The sequence below is a fragment of the Pseudomonas simiae genome (assembly GCF_900111895.1).
GTDB lineage: Bacteria > Pseudomonadota > Gammaproteobacteria > Pseudomonadales > Pseudomonadaceae > Aquipseudomonas > Aquipseudomonas simiae.
Genome location: NZ_FOKB01000001.1, coordinates 76,500 through 94,660 on the forward strand (window position 1 = coordinate 76,500; position 18,161 = coordinate 94,660).

Here is an 18,161-nt window from a genome sequence, read left to right on the forward strand (position 1 = left end):
GGTGTATCGTCGGTCAGACTTTTCGTGACTGAAGTTGTAGAGCCTTATGCTAGTAGATTCCCATTGCCACCTCGATCGCCTCGACCTGGCCCAACACGGCGGTTCCCTTGATGCGGCCCTCGACGCTGCGCGCCAGCGTGGGGTAGGGCATTTCCTGTGCATCGGCGTCAGCGCGCAAAACGCGGCTGACGTCAAAGCCCTGGCTGATCGCTATGCCGATGTGGATTGTTCGGTGGGTATACACCCGCTGGACCTCAAGCCCGGTGAAGCGCCTGCGCTGGACTGGCTACTGGCTGAGCTCAATCACCCGCGCGTGGTTGCCATCGGCGAAACCGGCCTGGATTATCACTACGAGCCCGAAGCCGCCGAGTTGCAGCAGGCCTCCTTCCGTTTGCACCTGCAAGCCGCCCAGCAAACCGGCAAACCGGTGATCGTCCACACCCGTGGCGCCCGTGCTGACACCCTGTCCTTGCTGCGCGAAGCCGCGCTGCCCCAGGCCGGCGTGTTGCACTGCTTCACCGAAGACTGGGACATGGCCAAGGCGGCCCTGGACCTGGGGTTCTACATTTCCCTCTCGGGCATCGTCACCTTCCGCAATGCCGACGCCCTGCGTGATGTCGCGCGCCAAGTGCCGGCCGACCGCCTGCTGGTGGAAACCGACTCGCCGTACCTGGCGCCCATTCCTCATCGCGGCAAGCCGAACCTGCCTGAATACGTGCGCGATGTAGCGGATTACCTGGCGATGTTGCGCGGCGAGTCCTACGAGCGCTTTGCCGAACAGACTACCGAGAACTTCAAACGCCTGTTCCCGCTGGCTCATGTAACCGTTTGACGCGGCCACATCGCAGGCAAAAAAAACCCGGCTTCTGGGGGGGGAATCCGGGCTAAGACCATTAGGAGTAAAACAAGGGTACGCGGTCCGTTGGTACCCAGGTCGGCGCTTCACTTGGGGGAGATGTCGCGCCGACAGTTGAAGTATTGATCAGTATCCGATTCAGTCCAGTCGCGGCTGATCGTTTTTTAAACAGATTTGGAATACGCGCGCTTCGCTTGAGTTCTCATCGGACAGGAGCACGGTGGCAGTTTTTGCGTGTTATTTCTGACTGGGATCCATGAAATCGTTGGCGCACTGAAAGTAAAGTGCGTTTCGGGTTCACATAGGCATTGCCCAGCGACCGTTCAGTCGGGATAATCCCTCGTACCGGGTAAATCGTATCGCCGCGTATCCGTGGCCCTGCGTTACCCTCCCTATTTTGACCTTTGCAGACCTCTTCCTCATGCACAAAGAACCCCGTAAGGTCCGTGAGTTTCGCCGCCGTGAGCAGGAAATTCTCGACACCGCACTCAAGCTGTTCCTCGAACAGGGTGAAGACAGCGTCACCGTCGAGATGATCGCGGATGCCGTGGGTATCGGCAAAGGCACGATCTACAAGCACTTTAAATCGAAGGCCGAAATCTACCTTCGCCTGATGCTCGACTACGAGCGCGATTTGAACGAACTGCTGCATTCGGCCGATGTGGACAAGGACAAGGAAGCCTTGTCCCGCGCCTACTTCGAGTTCCGTATGCGTGACCCGCAGCGCTACCGCCTGTTCGACCGCTTGGAAGAGAAGGTGGTCAAGGGCCATCAGGTACCGGAGATGGTCGAGGAACTGCACAAGATCCGTGCTTCGAACTTCGAGCGCCTGACCCTGTTGATCAAGGGCCGCATCAGCGAAGGCAAGCTGGAAGACGTGCCGCCGTATTTCCACTACTGCGCCGCCTGGGCCTTGGTGCACGGTGCCGTGGCGCTGTACCACTCGCCGTTCTGGAGCAATGTGCTGGAAGATCAGGAAGGTTTCTTCCAATTCCTGATGGACATCGGCGTGCGCATGGGCAATAAGCGCAAGCACAGCGCTGAGCAGCCACCGGCTGAAACGCCCGCCACGTAATGATTTGCTGCCACGCGTAGTACCCCAGGAATATACTCAGGCATGGACTCTTGCTAAAAGCTGATTTATCAGTCAGCTTTTAGCGCGCCCGAATCATCCTCTGCCGGAGTGATCCATGATCGTTGATCGTCAAGGCAGGCGTTTTCGCAATTTGCGGATCAGCCTGACCTCAGCCTGCAATTACGCGTGTACCTACTGCGTGCCTAACGGCAAGCGGCTGGTGGCTGCCCAGGACGAACTCTCGGCCGAGGCCATGGCCCGTGGCGTGGCTTACCTGATCGAGGCGGCGGGCATTGAGCGCCTGCGCATCACCGGCGGTGAACCGCTGGTCAGCCCCAAGCTGGAAGCCTTCATGGGCGCCGTCGGGCAGATGGGGCTCAGTGACATCAGCCTGACCACCAACGGCCAACTGCTGGCGCGCAAACTGCCGCTGCTGGTCGAGGCCGGGATCAAGCGCATCAACGTCTCCCTCGATACCCTGGATGCGGACGCCTTCCGCAGCATCGCCCGTGGCGGCGACCTGGCCACCGTACTCGACGGCATGGACCAGGCCCGTGCTGCCGGGATCAAGATCAAGGTCAACATGGTGCCGTTGCGCGGCCAGAACCTCGACCAGGTAATGCCGCTGCTCGAATACTGCCTGGCGCGCGGTTATGAACTGCGCTTTATCGAGCTGATGCGCATGGGCCACCTGGCCAAGGACTCCAACGCGTTCCTGCAGCAATTTGTCAGCTTGCAACAGCTGTTGGGCCTGATCGGCGAACAGCATGAATACTTGCAAGCCAGCGCGCCCATTGACGCGACGGCGGTACGTTATGAAATACCTGGCAAGGGCTACTTCGGGGTGATTGCCAACGAAAGCGTGCCGTTCTGCCGTACCTGTTCGCGGTTGCGGTTGTCGTCCACCGGTTGGCTGCATGGCTGCCTGTCGTCGAGCAATCGTCACTATGTCGGCGACTTGCTGGACAAACCGCGCCACCAAGCGCTGCCAGCGTTGCAGGGCCTGTTGATGAAGGCGTTGGGCGACAAGCAGGAAGTTGCCTTCTCCGGGGGCGCGACCATCATGAAGATCATCGGCGGCTAGTCTTCCAAGCTGGCGCAGAACCTGCATCTCACGCCCATTCGCCGGTTTTCCGTCACCGGCTTCTGGAGGATTAGGATGCGTAGTCTGGTTTTGTTGCTGGCGTCGTTGACGCTGAGTGGTTGCATGACCGTCAGCGATATGGCCGAAGGCACCCGCTATCAGATGAGCGATGCCGGTTTGCTGGATCACAGCGATACCCGTCGCACCGCCTCGGTTCGCATACAGCCGGATTCTTTCGTGTTTATTGCCCAAGGCGCCTTCGTACCGCCGGGTAGCGCTTATCCGCGTCCGAACGTGGTGGCTGAGGAAGCCTTCAACGGTTTCATCGAGTATTTCCCCATGGTGCGTCGTGCCCGTCAGCCAGAAGGTCTTGAGCAGGCAATGTCCGAAGCCCGTGCGGCCGGCGCTCACTATCTGCTGTACTGCCGCTTCGCCAAGGCGGATGACCGTATCGGCAATGCCGATGAGTGGTCCGATCAGGAAGCTCTCGACCGTGTCGGGCTGGACAGCGGCGTCATTCAGATCATGTTGATCGAGACCAGCACCCAGTATTTGATTGATACTGCACGTATTCGCAGTCGTGGCGGTTTACTGACGTTCCACGACAACAAGCCAGAAGATCTGATTGCCCGCCCGCTGAGGCAGTACGCCCGCAGTCTGCTGGGTATGAGTGATCAATAAGCACCAGGAGAACGCTATGACCGATTCCGCCAAGGCCAACGATCTGTTGGCCCAGCTGCCCAAGGGCAAGGGACCGGCGCCGGTACATCTGTGGAACCCGGACTTCTGCGGCAACATCGACATGCGCATCGCCCGCGACGGCACTTGGTTCTACCAGGGCACGCCGATCGGGCGTAAGCCGATGGTCAAGCTGTTCTCCAACATCATTCGCCGCGATGGCGATGACTACTTCCTGGTCACTCCCGTGGAAAAGGTCGGCATCAGCGTCGATGATGCGCCGTTTGTCGCGGTTACGCTGGAGGTCGAAGGGCAGGGCGAAGGCCAGGTACTGCGCTTCACCACCAACGTGGACGATCAGATCGAAGCGGGCCTTGAACATCCCTTGCGGGTGGTGATCGACCCGGTTACCCAGGAACCTGCGCCCTATCTGCGGGTGCGCACCAACCTCGAAGCCCTGGTGCATCGCAATGCCTTTTACCAATTGGTGGAGCTGGCGGTGAGCCGTCCGATCAATGGTCAGAACTGGCTGGGTGTCTGGAGCGGCGGGGAGTTTTTCCGTATCGGCCTGGAACCTTGAGGCCGGTTTTTTTATTTCCCTGAAATAATTCGCTTGCTGGAATCGGGCACTTTCGGTTATCAATTTGTACATGATTAGACATGTCCGATTTGATAAGAAAAAACGCGTCGTCGACGAGCTCATCCGCCGTATCGAAGGTGGAATGATGGCCGACGGTTTCCTGTTGCCGGGCGAGCACCAACTGGCCGAAGAATTTGCGGTCAGCCGTGGCACCCTGCGCGAAGCCCTCGCCGAGCTGAAGCGGCGCAACTACATCGCCACGCAGAGCGGCGTCGGTTCCATCGTCACCTTTGACGGCATGGTGCTCGACCAACGCAGCGGTTGGGCCCAGGCCCTGGCCGACACCGGAGCGCGGGTGAACACTGACATCCTGCGCCTGGAAGCGGTGACCCGCCCCGACCTGTTCAGCCGCTTCGGCAGCGACCAGTTCATCGCCCTTGATCGCCGCCGCCGTACCACCGATGGCACGTCGGTATCCCTGGAACGCTCATTGATGCCCGCGTCCGGCGGCCTGGAAAGCCTGCCGACAGTCGGCCTGATCGATGACTCCCTGACCATCACCCTGGCCGCCTACGGTTTTATCGGTGCCGAAGGTGACCAGTGGATCGGTGCCGAACCCCTCAGTGACGAAGATGCCGAGTTGCTCGGCCGTCCCGCAGGCACAGTGTTTCTCAAGGCGTCACGAACCACCTATGACCGTCGCGAGCGTTTCATGGAGTATGTGGAAAGCTTGCTCGATCCTCTGCACTTTCGCCTGCACCTCCAGTTTGGACGTTCGACATGACCTCGCTCAACCACGCCATCGGCGCTTTCTACGGCCTGGCCTTGGGTGATGCCCTGGGCATGCCGACCCAGTCCTTGAGCCGCGAGCAAGTCCGCGCGCGTTTCGGCGGCATCACCGGCCTGGAAGATGCCGACGCCGACCAGCCTATCGCACCGAACATGCCCGCCGGTTCCATCACGGATGACACCGAGCAGGCGATCCTGGTGGGTGAGTTGCTGGTCGAAGGGCAGGGCGTCATCGAACCGACGGTGCTTGCCCAGCGTTTGATCGAATGGGAAGCGGTGATGCGTGCCAAGGGCTCGCAGGATTTGCTCGGCCCCTCGACCCAGCGTGCGATCAGCATGATCCTCGCCGGCCACACCCCGGAAGAGTCCGGCCGTTACGGCACCACCAACGGCGCTGCGATGCGCATCACGCCGGTAGGCATTGCCGCCGATGTCAGCGACCCGGCGACATTTATCCAGGCGGTGATCCAGGCCTGTCAGGTGACCCACAACACCACGCTGGGAATCTCCAGCGCGGCGGCGGTGGCGGCGGTGGTATCGGCCGGTATCAACGGCGTGGACCTGGGTGGAGCGCTGAACATCGGCACCCAGATTGCCCAGCAGGCGGAAGGTCACGGTCACTGGGTTGCCGGCGGGCGTATCTCCACCCGCATCAGTTGGGCGCGCACGTTGAGTGTCGGCAGCGGCGACAAAGCCCTGTTCGCCGACCTGCTGTACGAATTGATCGGTACGTCCGTCGCGTCCCAGGAGTCGGTGGTGGTGTCGTTCGCCCTTGCCCAACAAGTGGCGGTGGGTGAGATGAGTGCGTTGGAGGCGTTGTGCCTGGCCGCCAGCCTTGGCGGTGACACTGACACGATTGCCGCCATTCTCGGCGCCATGCTGGGTGCGTGCCTGGGCATGCAGTGCTGGCCTGACGCGATGATCGAGCAGGTCAAACAGGTCAATGGCCTGGATTTGCAGCCGCTGGTTCTGGGGCTGCTCAAATTGCGCTGAACACCACAGAGCAAAAATCTGGGCGCTGGCTTGCCTGCGATATCAGTGTGTCATTCATTGATGCACTAACGGGTTGACCGCTATCGCAGGCAAGCCAGCTCCCACACTGATTGCGTCGAGTCAGGATGACCGGTTAACGCTTTGATTCTCTGCCACAACCACAACAATACAGGCACTTGGAGCACCCCTCATGAGCACGACTTCTTCCGGCCAGAGTGCCGGGCAATTGGAAACACGCGGCATCGAACCGGTCCCAGAAGGCGAGTGCAACGGGCACCCGCTGCAACTGTTCTGGGTGTGGTTCGCCGCCAATATCAGCATCCTTGGCTTACCGCTCGGCGCCACGTTGGTTGCGTTTCGCGGCCTGGCGATCTGGCAGGCCATTATCGTGGCGATCCTCGGCGCTGCCGGGTCGTTCGCGGTGGTGGGCATCATCTCCATCGCCGGTCGTCGTGGACGCGCGCCGAGCCTCACCCTTTCCCGCGCCATCTTCGGCGTGCGTGGCAATATCGGGCCGACGCTGGTGTCGCTGATGTCGCGCCTGGGTTGGGAAACCGTCAACACCACCACGGCCGCCTTTGTGCTGCTGTCGTTGTGTTCGATCCTGTTTGGTTCGCCGGTCGAGGCGAAAAGCGCGCCAGTGCTTACCCTGATCTTTATCGCGATCTTCGTGCTGCTGACCCTGTCGGTGTCCGGGCTGGGCCACGCCACCTTGCTGGTGATCCAGAAGTGGGCCTCCTATGTGTTCGGTGCCTTGAACATTCTGGTCGGCGGCTTCCTCTGCGCGACCATTGATTGGAGCGCGGTGTTCAACGCGACCCCGGCGCCGCTGAGCGCGATGATCATCGGCGTCGGCACCATGGCCGCCGGCACCGGCATTGGGTGGGCGAATGCCGGTGCCGACATGTCGCGCTACCAGCACCGCAGTGTCACCGCCGTGCGCCTGGTGGCATCGGCCGCGTTTGGTGCAGGCATTCCGCTGGTGTTGCTCATCACCCTCGGCGGTCTGCTGTCGGTGGGCAACAACGACCTGGCCTCGGCCACCGACCCGATCGTCGCGATCCGCGACATGCTGCCGACCTGGATGGCGGTGCCGTACCTGATCACCGCGTTTGGTGGGCTGCTGCTGTCCAACAACCTGTCGGTGTACTCGGCAGGCCTCACGACCTTGACCCTGGGCTTGAAGGTCAAGCGCGTGCATGCGGTGATCGTCGACATCGTGGCGATCTTCGCCGGTTCGATCTACTTCATGCTGATCGCCGACAGCTTCTACGGCCCGTTCATCACCTTCATCTCGTTGCTGGCCGTACCGATCACGGCGTGGGTCGGCATCTTCGTGGTTGACCTGATCCACCGTCACTACTACAGCCCCAAGGACCTGCTGGACGTGAGCCCAAGCAGCGCCTACTGGTATCGCGGCGGTGTGGAATGGCGTGCGTTCGGTGCCTGGGCTGTGGCGATCGTGCTGGGCTTCAGCTTCACCACCATTGGCACCACCGCCGAAAACATCTGGTTCGCCGGGCCTTTGTCCGACTCCTGGCTGGGCCACAACGGTCTGGGCTGGATCGTCACCTTTCTGGTGGCCGGCGGAATTTATGCGGTACTGGGTGGCGCAGCTGACCGTCGCCCGGCTTTGGTAGAGCGTCCTAATGTCTAGATTGCTGCATACCGGCCAGGTCATCGTCGACTTGGTCATGGCCCTCGATACCTTACCCGCCACTGGCGGCGACGTGCTGGCGCAATCGGCCAGCTTTGAGGCCGGCGGTGGCTTCAACGTGATGGCCGCTGCTCGGCGTAACGGGCTGCCAGTGGTCTATCTGGGGCGTCACGGTAACGGGCGCTTTGGCGACCTGGCCCGTGCAGCGATGCAGGCCGAGGGCATTGAAATGGCCCTGGCCGCCAGTGCTGGCAAGGACACCGGCTTGTGTGTGTCCCTGACCGAAGCCACCACCGAGCGCACCTTCATCTCCTACATCGGCGCCGAGGGTGAGCTGAATGCCGAGGACCTGGCCAGGGTTGTGCCGCAGCTTGACGACTATGTATACGTCAGCGGCTATAGCTTGCTGCTGGAGGGCAAGGCGCAGCCGCTGATCGACTGGTTACTGGCGTTGCCACGGGAGATCGTGGTGGTGTTCGATCCAGGCCCGCTGGTGAAGGCACCGGACTCGGCCTTGATGCGCGTGTTATTACCGCGTATCGACATCTGGACCAGCAATGGCCCGGAAGCCCTGGCCTTTACCGGTGCATTGGATATCGCCGCCGCGCTGCCCGAGCTGAGCCAGCACCTGCCCGCCGAAACGCTGCTGGTGGTTCGTGATGGGCCCAATGGCTGCTGGGTAGGGCGAACGGGCTCGGTTGAGCATGTGCCCGGCTTCAAGGTGCAGGCAGTGGACAGCAATGGTGCCGGGGATGCGCATGCGGGGGTATTTATTGCTGGCCTGGCGAAGGGGCTGAAGCCTGCTGAAGCGGCACGTCGAGCGAATGCAGCCGCAGCCTTGGCGGTAACACGCTGGGGACCTGCAACGTCTCCAGGCACCGCCGAAGTCGACGCACTTCTTACCGAATAAACACACCAAAACCTGTAGGCACCGGCTTGCCCGCGCCTACAGGTTTTTTGTTCAACCGGCTTTGCGCAGTGCTTCGATCAATTGATCCTTGCGCATGCTGGATCGGCCCGGTATGTCCTTGGCCCGCGCTTCTTTCAGCAGGCTTTCCTTGGTCTGGGTCGCCAGCGAAGCGCGGCTGCTGCGTGGGTGGCCCTCACGGGTGGCCGCGGCACGCTTGGCTGATGCTTGCCGGTCCGCGGCTTTCCTGGCCGGCGCTTTGCGCTGACCCGAACCGCCGGCCTTTTCACCCCCGCCGGACTGCTTGTTCACGGTGGCCCAGGCACGGGCTTCAGCTTCATCCTTGGGGACGCCTTTGTGCTCATAACTTTCTTCGATACGAGCAGCTTTGCGCTTCTGTGCGGCGGTGTATTTGGCTTTGCTTCCAAGAGGCATTGCGATACTCCTACTGGCCCCAGCAGCGGGGCCAGACCAGACAAAAATGAATTACTGCGGGCCTGCACCGTCGAGCTTGCGCGCCTCATCCACACCGGACGCGGTCAGCTTGATCGGCAAGTTCAACGAATATTCACCGGCGTCGTCGGTGGTCACATGCCCATCCTTGATCAACCCACGGTCCTGCAGAAACGCCAAGACACTGGCGACCTCTTTTTCGCCGCGGTAGTTATCCAGCACCTCCTTGCCCAGGCCTTGCGGGTGAGCGTGAAGCAGGCGGGTGAGGACTTCTTTTTCAAGGTTTCTATCGACGTTCATGCGTACCTCTTCATTGGGAGATGATCGGGTGTTCGTCTAGCGTTCGATGGATCAAGGCGCAGGTTGCTTTGGTGCACCTGGGACGTTGGAGTCATCGCCCTTGTTGATGTTGGGCTGATTGATCGCCGGGCCCATTTTGCCGTTACCGACGGCAGCAGGCGCTTGGCGTTGGGTGTCATTGCCTTTGGTGCGCGGGTCAGCGCCGTTATCGATGACCGCACCACCGTTGGTGTCCATGCCGGTGCCCATGGACTTCTGCGACTCGGTGGTGGCGTCAGGCGTTGGATCCGTCGGTCCGGTGGTCGAGCTGGCGGCGAAGGCGCTCAGCGACGCAGCAGACAACAGGCCAGTGAGGGCGAGGGCGGCAAACTTGGAATTTTTCATGAGGGTGTCTCCATATGATTAATGTCCTTACCTACTATTGGTCAGCCCTCGTTTCGTGTTCGTGCCTTGATGGCGACGAACGGTCTTGTGTCACCTGTAAGATTTTGTGTGCCGGTAACCGCGAAAATGCGCTGCAACTCGTCATGAAAGCGCCTTAGTATGTGTGCTTTGAAATTGCCAAGGCTCGCCCATGACCATCGAGATTCGCCCCGCCGTGCCCAGCGATGCTGCGCAGATCCTGACTTTCATCACCGAGCTTGCCGAGTATGAGAAAGCCCGGCATGAAGTGATCGCCAGCGTGGTGGATATCGAGCGCAGCCTGTTCAGCGAGGGCGCCACGGCCCATGGCCTGATCTGCTTGCGCGACGGCTTGCCGATTGGTTTTGCGGTGTTTTTCTTCAGCTATTCGACTTGGCTGGGCAGCAACTGCCTGTACCTGGAAGACCTTTATATCAACCCGGAACAACGCGGCGGCGGGGCGGGCAAGAAGCTGTTGCGCCACTTGGCGAAGATTGCTTTCGATAACGGCTGCGGGCGCTTCGAGTGGAGTGTGCTGGACTGGAACGAACCGGCGATTGCCTTCTACAAATCCATCGGTGCCCAGCCGCAGGAAGAGTGGGTGCGCTATCGCATGGAAGGCGATGCGCTGCGGGACTTCGCCCTGGGCTAGCACCGTTCTGTAAACACTGAAGATCAAAAATGTGGGAGCGGGGCTTGTGTGGGAGCTGGCTTGCCTGCGATAGCATCACCTCGATGCAACTGAAGAACCGAGGTGCCTGTATCGCAGGCAAGCCAGCTCCCACACGGGCCCGCTCCCATATTATTTTTGTGACTGTGCTCAATATATGGGATGAGAATTTATATATTGAGATATTTCAAATGATGGGTTTATAGTCGCCTGCATCAGCACTCACTACCAAAAATAAAACAGGTGAAGCGATGCAGGCACAACCCTTGTCACTCCCCGCCGTGCCCGAGCCAACCTATGGCGAGCGGCTCAACGGCAAAGTGGTGATCATCACCGGCGCCGCCCAGGGCATTGGCGAGGCCATCGTCGCGTGCTTCCAGGCCCAGCAGGCGCGGTTGATCATTGCGGATATCCAGGGCGAAAAGGTCGAGAAGGTTGCCGCCCACTGGCGTGAACGCGGCGCGGACATCTACGCGCAAGCCGTCGACATCACCTCAAAAGATCAATGGCAGGCGCTGGTCAATCTGGCCATCGAACGCTTTGGTCGCGTGGATGTATTGGTCAATTGCGCCGGGGTCAACGTGTTCCGCGACCCGCTGGAAATGACCGACGAAGATTGGCGCCGCTGCTTTGCCATCGACCTCGACGGTGCCTGGTTCGGCTGCCGCGCGGTGTTGCCGCACATGATCGAGCAAGGCATCGGCAACATCATCAACATTGCCTCCACCCATTCCAGCCATATCATCCCCGGCTGCTTTCCCTACCCCGTGGCCAAGCACGGCTTGCTCGGCCTGACTCGCGCCCTCGGCATCGAATACGCGCCCAAAGGCATCCGCGTGAATGCCATCGCGCCGGGCTATATCGAAACCCAGCTCAACGTCGACTACTGGAACGGGTTCCCCGACCCTCACGCCGAGCGCCAGCGCGCCTTCGACCTGCACCCGCCCAAGCGCATCGGCCAGCCGATCGAGGTGGCGATGACGGCACTGTTCCTGGCGACCGACGAGGCGCCCTTTATCAATGCAACCTGCCTGATGATCGATGGCGGGCGTTCTGTGATGTACCACGACTAAAGCGTTTTCCAATAACAAGAAGGAGGTGGTCCATGTTCAAGAAGACTCTAGGCACCCTGGCGCTGGCCATGGCGTTCAGCAGCGTGGCGCTCGCCGAGGAAGTGAAGATCGGCTTCCTGGTCAAACAGGCTGAAGAACCCTGGTTCCAGACCGAATGGGCCTTCGCCGAAAAAGCCGGTAAGGACCAGGGCTTCACCGTGATCAAGATCGCCGTGCCTGACGGTGAGAAGACCTTGTCTGCCATCGATACGCTTGCCGCCAACGGCGCCAAGGGCTTTGTGATCTGCCCGCCGGACGTGTCCCTCGGCCCGGCGATCATGGCCAAGGCCAAACTCAATAACCTCAAAGTGCTGGCGGTGGACGACCGGTTTGTCGACGCCAAGGGCAAGCCCATGGAAGACGTGCCCTACGTCGGCCTCGATGCCTACAAGATCGGCCAGAAACAAGGCGAAGCCATGGCCACCGAAGCCAAGCATCGCAACTGGGACTGGAAGGACACCTACGCCGTCATCAACACCTTTGACGAGCTGGAAACCGGCAAGAAACGCACCGACGGTTCGGTAGAAGGCCTCAAGGCCGCCGGTCTGCCCGCTGACCACATTCTGTTCAGCGCGCAGAAAACCCTCGACGTGCCCGGCAGCATGGACGCCACCAACTCGGCCCTGGTGAAACTGCCCAGCGGTGCGAAAAACCTGATCATCGGCGGCATGAACGACAGCACCGTGCTGGGCGGCGTGCGGGCCACCGAAAGCGCCGGGTTCAAGGCGGCCAACGTGATAGGCGTCGGCATCAACGGCACTGATGCGATTGAGGAACTGAAAAAATCCGACACCGGCTTCTACGGCTCGATGTTGCTGAGCCCTGACGCCTCCGGCTACAAGACTGCCAGCGCGATGTTCGAGTGGGTCACCCAAGGCACCGAGCCGGCCAAGTTCACCGCCCTGGACAACGTGACCCTGATCACCCGCGCCAACTTCAAGGAAGAGTTGAGCAAAATCGGGCTGTGGAAATGATCGGCGCGGCCTTGCGTTTCAACGGCATCGGCAAAGAATTTCCCGGTGTGAAAGCCCTGTCGCAGATCAGCTTTGAAGCGCGGCCGCGCGAGGTGCATGCGTTGATGGGCGAGAACGGCGCGGGCAAGTCGACGCTGCTGAAGATCCTCGGCGGTGCCTACCTGCCCAGCAGCGGCACGTTGCAGATCGGCGAGCAGACCATGGACTTCAAGTCCGCCGCCGATAGCATTGCCTGCGGCGTGGCGGTGATCCACCAGGAGTTGCATCTGGTGCCGGAAATGACCGTCGCTGAGAATCTGTTTCTTGGGCATTTGCCGACGCGCTTCGGGGTGGTCAATCGCAGCCAGTTGCGCAAGCAAGCGTTGGCCTGCCTCAAAGGCCTGGCGGATGAAATCGATCCGGATGAAAAGCTCGGTCGGTTGTCCCTTGGCCAACGCCAACTGGTGGAAATCGCCAAGGCACTGTCCCGTGGTGCCCATGTGATCGCCTTCGACGAACCCACCAGCAGCCTGTCGGCGCGGGAGATCGACCGTTTGATGGCGATCATCACGCGCCTGCGCGATGAGGGCAAAGTGGTGCTCTATGTGTCGCACCGCATGGAAGAAGTATTCCGCATCTGCAACGCGGTGACAGTCTTCAAGGACGGCCGTTATGTGCGCACCTTCGACGACATGAATGCGCTGAGCCACGACCAGTTAGTGACCTGCATGGTCGGTCGCGATATTCAGGACATCTACGATTATCGACAACGGGAACAAGGCGAAGTGGCGCTGAAGGTCGAGGGTTTACTCGGGCCAGGCCTGCGTGAACCGGTGAGCCTGAACGTGCACAAGGGCGAGATTCTCGGCCTGTTCGGATTGGTCGGGGCGGGGCGCACGGAGCTGTTTCGGCTGCTGAGCGGTTTGACCCGTAGCACCGCTGGAAGCCTGGCACTCTGCGGGCAAACGCTGCAATTGCGGTCACCCCGCGATGCCATCGCCGCCGGCGTGCTGCTGTGCCCGGAAGACCGCAAGAAGGAGGGCATCATTCCGCTGTCCAGCGTGGCCGAGAACATCAACATCAGCGCACGCGGTGCCCATTCCACCTTTGGCTGGCTGCTGCGTGACGGCTGGGAAACGACCAACGCTGATCGGCAGATCAAGGCGATGAAGGTCAAGACCCCTAACCCCGAACAGAAAATCATGTACCTCTCCGGCGGCAACCAGCAGAAGGCCATTCTCGGCCGCTGGCTGTCGATGCCGATGAAGGTGCTGTTGTTGGACGAGCCGACCCGAGGCATCGATATCGGCGCCAAGTCGGAGATCTACCAGATCATCCACAACCTCGCCGCCAGCGGTATTGCGGTGATCGTGGTGTCCAGCGACCTGATGGAAGTGATGGGTATCAGCGACCGCATCCTGGTGATGAGCGAGGGCGCCTTGACCGGCGAACTGACCCGCGATCAGGCGGACGAAGCTCGGCTGTTGCAACTGGCTCTCCCGCGTTCGCGGGCTTGAAGAACTCGAGGTGAATGATGTCTGAGGTAAAAACTGCAAAGGGCTTCTGGCCGGGTTTCAACCAGCGCAAGTTTCTCGATGACTGGGTGATGTTGCTCGCTGCATTGAGCATCTTTGTGCTGAGTGCGTTGTTTATCGATAACTTCCTGTCGCCCCTGAACATGCGCGGGTTGGGCCTGGCGATTTCCACGGTGGGCATCGCTGCGTGCACCATGTTGTTCTGTCTGGCGTCGGGGCATTTCGACTTGTCGGTGGGCTCGGTGATTGCCTGTGCCGGGGTGGTCGCGGGCATCGTGATCCGCGACACCGACAGTGTGGTGCTCGGCGTGTCCGCCGCGTTGGCCATGGGGCTGGTGGTGGGGCTGATCAACGGTATTGTCATCGCCAAGCTGCGCATCAACGCCTTGATCGCAACGTTGGCGACCATGCAGATCGTGCGCGGCCTGGCTTACATCTTCTCCAACGGCAAGGCCGTCGGCGTGATGGACGAAGGTTTCTTTGTGTTCGGCAACGGCCAGCTGCTGGGCGTGCCGGTGCCGATCATCATCACCGTGCTGTGTTTTGTGTTCTTTGGCTGGCTGCTCAACTACACCACCTACGGGCGCAACACCATGGCCATCGGGGGCAACCAGGAAGCGGCGTTGCTGGCCGGGGTGAACGTTGATCGCACCAAGATCATCATCTTTGCCGTGCACGGCCTGATCGGCGCTTTGGCCGGAGTGATCCTCGCCTCACGCATGACCTCGGGCCAGCCAATGATCGGCCAGGGTTTTGAGCTGACGGTGATTTCTGCCTGTGTGCTGGGCGGGGTGTCGTTGAGCGGCGGCATCGGCATGATCCGGCATGTGATTGCCGGGGTGCTGATTCTGGCGATCATCGAGAATGCGATGAACCTGAAGAACATCGACACCTTCTACCAGTATGTGATCCGGGGTTCGATCCTGTTGCTGGCGGTGATCATCGACCGCATGAAGCAACGCTGACGTCCTGCCATGTGACGATCAACATGCGGGAACTGGCTTGCCAGGCTGTGCCAGCCTATAAATTTACTGACTGACACTCCCTCATCGCAGGCAAGCCAGCTCCCACAATGGATCTCCTCTGTTCTGGAGGATGGTATTTGCCATAATGGCGCCGTTTTCGTACTTCCCAATAGGCCCGATATGCAGGAAAACGCCCACACCCCCGTCAAAGACGCTGCCCCCACCGGCACCCAGACCCTGTTGCGTGGCCTGGGCGTGGTGCAAGCGGTGGCGGCCGGTGCGCGGGATCTGAAAGAGATCGCCAAGCGCATCGGCACCACTCGTAGCACCACCCACCGCCTGGCCAGTTGCCTGGTGGAGGAGCGTTACCTGCGCGTGGTGCCGCAGGTCGGTTACCTGCTGGGGCCGAAGTTGATCGAGCTGGGTTTCCAGGCGCGGGAAGAACTGCCGCTGGTGACCTTGGCCATCCCCTATCTGGACGAGTTGTCGGCGCTGACCGGCGATACCATCCACCTGGCGATCCGCGAATACGACGATGTGCTGTACCTGCACAAGAACCCCGGTCGCAATGGTCCGGAAATGCGTTCGCGGGTCGGCCATCGCATGCCGCTGGCGCGCACCGGGATCGGCAAGGCATTGCTGCTCGATGACAGCGTCGCAGAGTGGCAGCGCCTGTACGAAGTCAGCTTGCCGGCGGGTGGTAAAAGTCAGCAATGGCCGCAGCACCCGGAGCAATCCTGGGCGCAGTTCGAGCAGCGCATGCATGAATACGTGGTGGGCGGTTATGCGTTCGACCTGGAAGACAACGAACCGTCGATCCGTTGCGTGGCGGCTCCGGTGCGCGATGCCAGCCGGCGAATTATCGCCGGCATCAGCATCGCCAGTACCGTGCCCTACATGCCGCTGGAGAAAATGGCCGAGCTGATCCCTGTGGTCAAACAGGTCGCAGCCCGGCTGTCGGCGGAGTTGGGGGCAAAGGCCTGATCAGGCCTTCAGGGTCGCCATGTCGATGACAAAGCGGTACTTCACATCGCCGGCGATCATGCGGCTGTAGGCTTCGTTGATGTGGCGGATGTCGAGCATTTCGATGTCACAGGTGATGCCGTGCTCGGCGCAGAAATCCAGGACTTCCTGGGTTTCGGCAATGCCACCGATCAAGGAACCGGCCAGGACTTTGCGGCCCAACACCAGCTTGGCCGCGTTCACGGGCGGGTCCACCGGTTCGATCAGGCCGACCAGGATGTGCACGCCGTCAAAGCGCAGCACGTCGAGGTAGGGGTTCAGGTCGTGTTGCACCGGGATGGTGTCCAGCAGGAAATCGAAGCTGCCGGCGGCGGCTTTCATCTGGGCTTCGTCGGTGGACACGATCACATGATCGGCGCCCTGGCGGCGGCCTTCCTCGGCCTTGCTTGCCGAGCGGGTGAACAACGTCACTTGCGCGCCCATGGCCTTGGCAAACTTGATGCCCATATGGCCCAGGCCGCCCATGCCGAGTACACCGACTTTATCGCCGGCCTTCACGCCGTAGTGCTTGAGCGGCGAGTAGGTGGTGATGCCTGCGCACAGGATCGGCGCGGCGCTGGCCAGGTCGAGCTTGGCCGGGATCTTCACCACGAAGTGCTCGCTGACCACGATGCTGTCCGAGTAGCCGCCCATGGTGTTGCTGCCGTCGACGCGGTCCGGGGTGGCGTAGGTCATGGTCGGGCCTTCGAGGCAGTATTGCTCCAGGTCCGCTTGGCAGGCGTCGCAATGACGGCACGAATCGACCATGCAGCCTACGCCAACCAGGTCGCCGACTTTGTGTGCGGTGACGTTGGCGCCGACGGCGGTGACCTTGCCGACGATCTCATGGCCGGGCATCAGCGGGTACACCGCGATGCCCCACTCGTTGCGCGCCTGGTGGATGTCGGAGTGGCACACGCCGCAGTACAAGATCTCGATCGCCACGTCATCGGCGCGTGGGCTGCGGCGCTGGAAGGACATGGGGGCGAGGGGCGTGGTGGCCGACTGGGCGGCATAACCGATGGCGGTGTACATGGGGGAAACCTCGCTAAAGCAATGACAGGTGAGGCGGCGCATTCTCCGCGCCAGCCCTGGCTACGGCCATGGTGATTGCTCCGAGTCTCATGCCTATTCGTCCGGGAGTGCCCCGTGTTTGGGCCTATGTGACGCCAGACCTGCGATGATGTTCTCATCCCTTTTTCGCGAAGTTTTTTGCCATGTTGCTCACCCGCCATCTCGACGCCAACGCCACACTGGTTGCCTTGATTGAGGGGCTCACGCCCTGCGACGGTTTTTCCCCCACTAACCTGCCCGGCGTTCAAGTGCTGCGCGCCAGTTGCGACGTGGCGCGCGGGCCGCAGATCTATGAGCCGAGCCTGATGTTCGTGGCCCAGGGCAGCAAAGTCGCCTACCTGGGGCCTCGTACACTGGAGTATGGCGCCGGGCACTACCTGATCCAGGCAATGCCGGTGCCGTTTGAGTGCGAGACGTTTGCCATGGCGCCGGATGCACCGCTTTTGGGTGTGACGGTGGGCATTGATCGCGTGGTGTTGGGCGAACTGGTGATGGCCATGGGCATTCAGGCCGGGCCGCCGCCGACGGCGCAGACGCTGGAGTCGATGAGTTCGGTGGTGCTCGATGATGCCATGCGCGGGTGTGTCGAACGGCTGCTGCAGTGCCTGCACGATCCGCTGGAAAGCCGGATCATGGGCCCGGCGCGGGTACGCGAATTGTTGTTCACCGCGTTGCGCGGGCCGCAGGCCGATGTGCTGCGTGCGCTGGTCGAACAGCAAGGGCAGTTTTCGCGGATTGCCACGTCGTTGAATCACCTGCACGCCCATTACGCCGAGCCGCTGAATATCGAGACGCTGGCGGGCTATGCACACATGAGCGCGTCGACTTTTCATGAGCACTTCAAGCGCTGTACGTTGTTGTCGCCGGTGCAGTATCTGAAGCGTTTGCGCTTGCTCAAGGCCCAACAGTTGCTGCTGGTGGAAGGGATGGGGGTGGCGCAGGCGGCGCATAGCGTGGGGTATCAGAGCACGTCGCAGTTCAGCCGGGAATATAAGCGCTACTTCGAGCGCAATCCCGGGGAGGAGCGGGCGGCCTGATGACTTCAGGCACAACACACTCAATGTGGGAGCGGGCTT

20 protein-coding genes are annotated in these 18,161 nt (G+C 61.0%); 16 read left to right on the forward strand and 4 right to left on the reverse strand.

Annotated elements, in window-relative coordinates:
- The first annotated feature begins 46 nt into the window (after positions 1-46).
- From BMZ57_RS00360 to BMZ57_RS00400, 9 genes are all read left to right on the forward strand, one after another.
- The gene (locus BMZ57_RS00360) at positions 47-832 is read left to right on the forward strand and encodes a TatD family hydrolase (protein ID WP_044287709.1); all 786 of its coding nucleotides are present in this window, start codon (positions 47-49) and stop codon (positions 830-832) included.
- A 445-nt stretch (positions 833-1,277) separates the two neighbouring features.
- On the forward strand, positions 1,278-1,931 hold the full coding sequence (locus BMZ57_RS00365; protein ID WP_010208394.1) for a TetR/AcrR family transcriptional regulator: 654 nt from the start codon (positions 1,278-1,280) through the stop codon (positions 1,929-1,931).
- 115 nt (positions 1,932-2,046) lie between these two features.
- Positions 2,047-3,015, forward strand: a complete 969-nt coding sequence (locus BMZ57_RS00370; protein ID WP_010208395.1) for a GTP 3',8-cyclase MoaA — start codon at positions 2,047-2,049, stop codon at positions 3,013-3,015.
- Positions 3,016-3,090: 75 nt separating this feature from the next.
- The gene (locus BMZ57_RS00375) at positions 3,091-3,696 is read left to right on the forward strand and encodes a DUF4823 domain-containing protein (protein ID WP_010208396.1); all 606 of its coding nucleotides are present in this window, start codon (positions 3,091-3,093) and stop codon (positions 3,694-3,696) included.
- A 16-nt stretch (positions 3,697-3,712) separates the two neighbouring features.
- On the forward strand, positions 3,713-4,273 hold the full coding sequence (locus tag BMZ57_RS00380; protein WP_010208397.1) for a DUF1285 domain-containing protein: 561 nt from the start codon (positions 3,713-3,715) through the stop codon (positions 4,271-4,273).
- 70 nt (positions 4,274-4,343) lie between these two features.
- A complete protein-coding gene (locus tag BMZ57_RS00385; protein ID WP_021491488.1) occupies positions 4,344-5,057 on the forward strand; it encodes a GntR family transcriptional regulator in 714 nt (237 codons plus the stop codon).
- The gene (locus tag BMZ57_RS00390) at positions 5,054-6,055 is read left to right on the forward strand and encodes an ADP-ribosylglycohydrolase family protein (RefSeq protein WP_010208399.1); all 1,002 of its coding nucleotides are present in this window, start codon (positions 5,054-5,056) and stop codon (positions 6,053-6,055) included. Before BMZ57_RS00385 ends, BMZ57_RS00390 begins: the two co-directional genes overlap by 4 nt.
- A 190-nt stretch (positions 6,056-6,245) precedes the next feature.
- Positions 6,246-7,712, forward strand: a complete 1,467-nt coding sequence (locus BMZ57_RS00395) for a purine-cytosine permease family protein (RefSeq protein ID WP_069673247.1) — start codon at positions 6,246-6,248, stop codon at positions 7,710-7,712.
- Positions 7,705-8,622: a PfkB family carbohydrate kinase gene (locus BMZ57_RS00400; protein WP_069673246.1), complete on the forward strand. Its 918-nt coding sequence runs from the start codon at positions 7,705-7,707 to the stop codon at positions 8,620-8,622. Before BMZ57_RS00395 ends, BMZ57_RS00400 begins: the two co-directional genes overlap by 8 nt.
- Positions 8,623-8,673: 51 nt before the next feature.
- On the opposite strand, the gene BMZ57_RS00405 is transcribed toward BMZ57_RS00400, so the two are convergent.
- Genes BMZ57_RS00405 through BMZ57_RS00415 form a run of 3 tightly spaced genes read right to left on the reverse strand, consistent with a single transcriptional unit; the run spans position 8,674 to position 9,756 of the window.
- Complete coding sequence (locus tag BMZ57_RS00405; protein ID WP_010208403.1) at positions 8,674-9,054, reverse strand: termination factor Rho; 381 nt, start codon at positions 9,052-9,054, stop codon at positions 8,674-8,676.
- 51 nt (positions 9,055-9,105) lie between these two features.
- On the reverse strand, positions 9,106-9,372 hold the full coding sequence (locus tag BMZ57_RS00410) for a hypothetical protein (RefSeq protein ID WP_010208405.1): 267 nt from the start codon (positions 9,370-9,372) through the stop codon (positions 9,106-9,108).
- 51 nt (positions 9,373-9,423) lie between these two features.
- Positions 9,424-9,756, reverse strand: a complete 333-nt coding sequence (locus BMZ57_RS00415; protein ID WP_010208406.1) for a hypothetical protein — start codon at positions 9,754-9,756, stop codon at positions 9,424-9,426.
- 190 nt (positions 9,757-9,946) lie between these two features.
- Between BMZ57_RS00415 and BMZ57_RS00420 the strand changes: the two genes are divergently transcribed.
- The 6 genes from BMZ57_RS00420 to BMZ57_RS00445 all read left to right on the forward strand — a co-directional run bounded on the left by BMZ57_RS00420 (position 9,947) and on the right by BMZ57_RS00445 (position 15,993).
- The gene (locus BMZ57_RS00420; protein WP_010208407.1) at positions 9,947-10,426 is read left to right on the forward strand and encodes a GNAT family N-acetyltransferase; all 480 of its coding nucleotides are present in this window, start codon (positions 9,947-9,949) and stop codon (positions 10,424-10,426) included.
- A gap of 269 nt (positions 10,427-10,695) precedes the next feature.
- Positions 10,696-11,517, forward strand: coding sequence for an SDR family oxidoreductase (locus BMZ57_RS00425; protein WP_010208408.1), 822 nt, complete (start codon positions 10,696-10,698; stop codon positions 11,515-11,517).
- Positions 11,518-11,549: 32 nt separating this feature from the next.
- Positions 11,550-12,530 carry a substrate-binding domain-containing protein gene (locus BMZ57_RS00430; protein ID WP_038453667.1) on the forward strand — a complete coding sequence of 327 codons (981 nt, stop codon included), beginning with the start codon at positions 11,550-11,552 and terminating at the stop codon, positions 12,528-12,530.
- Entirely contained in the window at positions 12,527-14,026 is a 1,500-nt protein-coding gene (araG, locus tag BMZ57_RS00435; RefSeq protein WP_069673245.1) for an L-arabinose ABC transporter ATP-binding protein AraG, read from the forward strand. Before BMZ57_RS00430 ends, araG begins: the two co-directional genes overlap by 4 nt.
- 17 nt (positions 14,027-14,043) lie before the next feature.
- A complete protein-coding gene (araH, locus tag BMZ57_RS00440; RefSeq protein WP_029529058.1) occupies positions 14,044-15,009 on the forward strand; it encodes an L-arabinose ABC transporter permease AraH in 966 nt (321 codons plus the stop codon).
- A 180-nt stretch (positions 15,010-15,189) separates the two neighbouring features.
- Complete coding sequence (locus BMZ57_RS00445; protein ID WP_010208412.1) at positions 15,190-15,993, forward strand: IclR family transcriptional regulator; 804 nt, start codon at positions 15,190-15,192, stop codon at positions 15,991-15,993.
- On the opposite strand, the gene BMZ57_RS00450 is transcribed toward BMZ57_RS00445, so the two are convergent.
- Positions 15,994-17,046, reverse strand: coding sequence for an NAD(P)-dependent alcohol dehydrogenase (locus BMZ57_RS00450; protein WP_021491492.1), 1,053 nt, complete (start codon positions 17,044-17,046; stop codon positions 15,994-15,996). It abuts the gene before it with no gap.
- A 182-nt stretch (positions 17,047-17,228) separates the two neighbouring features.
- Between BMZ57_RS00450 and BMZ57_RS00455 the strand changes: the two genes are divergently transcribed.
- Positions 17,229-18,122: an AraC family transcriptional regulator gene (locus BMZ57_RS00455; protein ID WP_010208414.1), complete on the forward strand. Its 894-nt coding sequence runs from the start codon at positions 17,229-17,231 to the stop codon at positions 18,120-18,122.
- Positions 18,123-18,161: the final 39 nt, after the last annotated feature.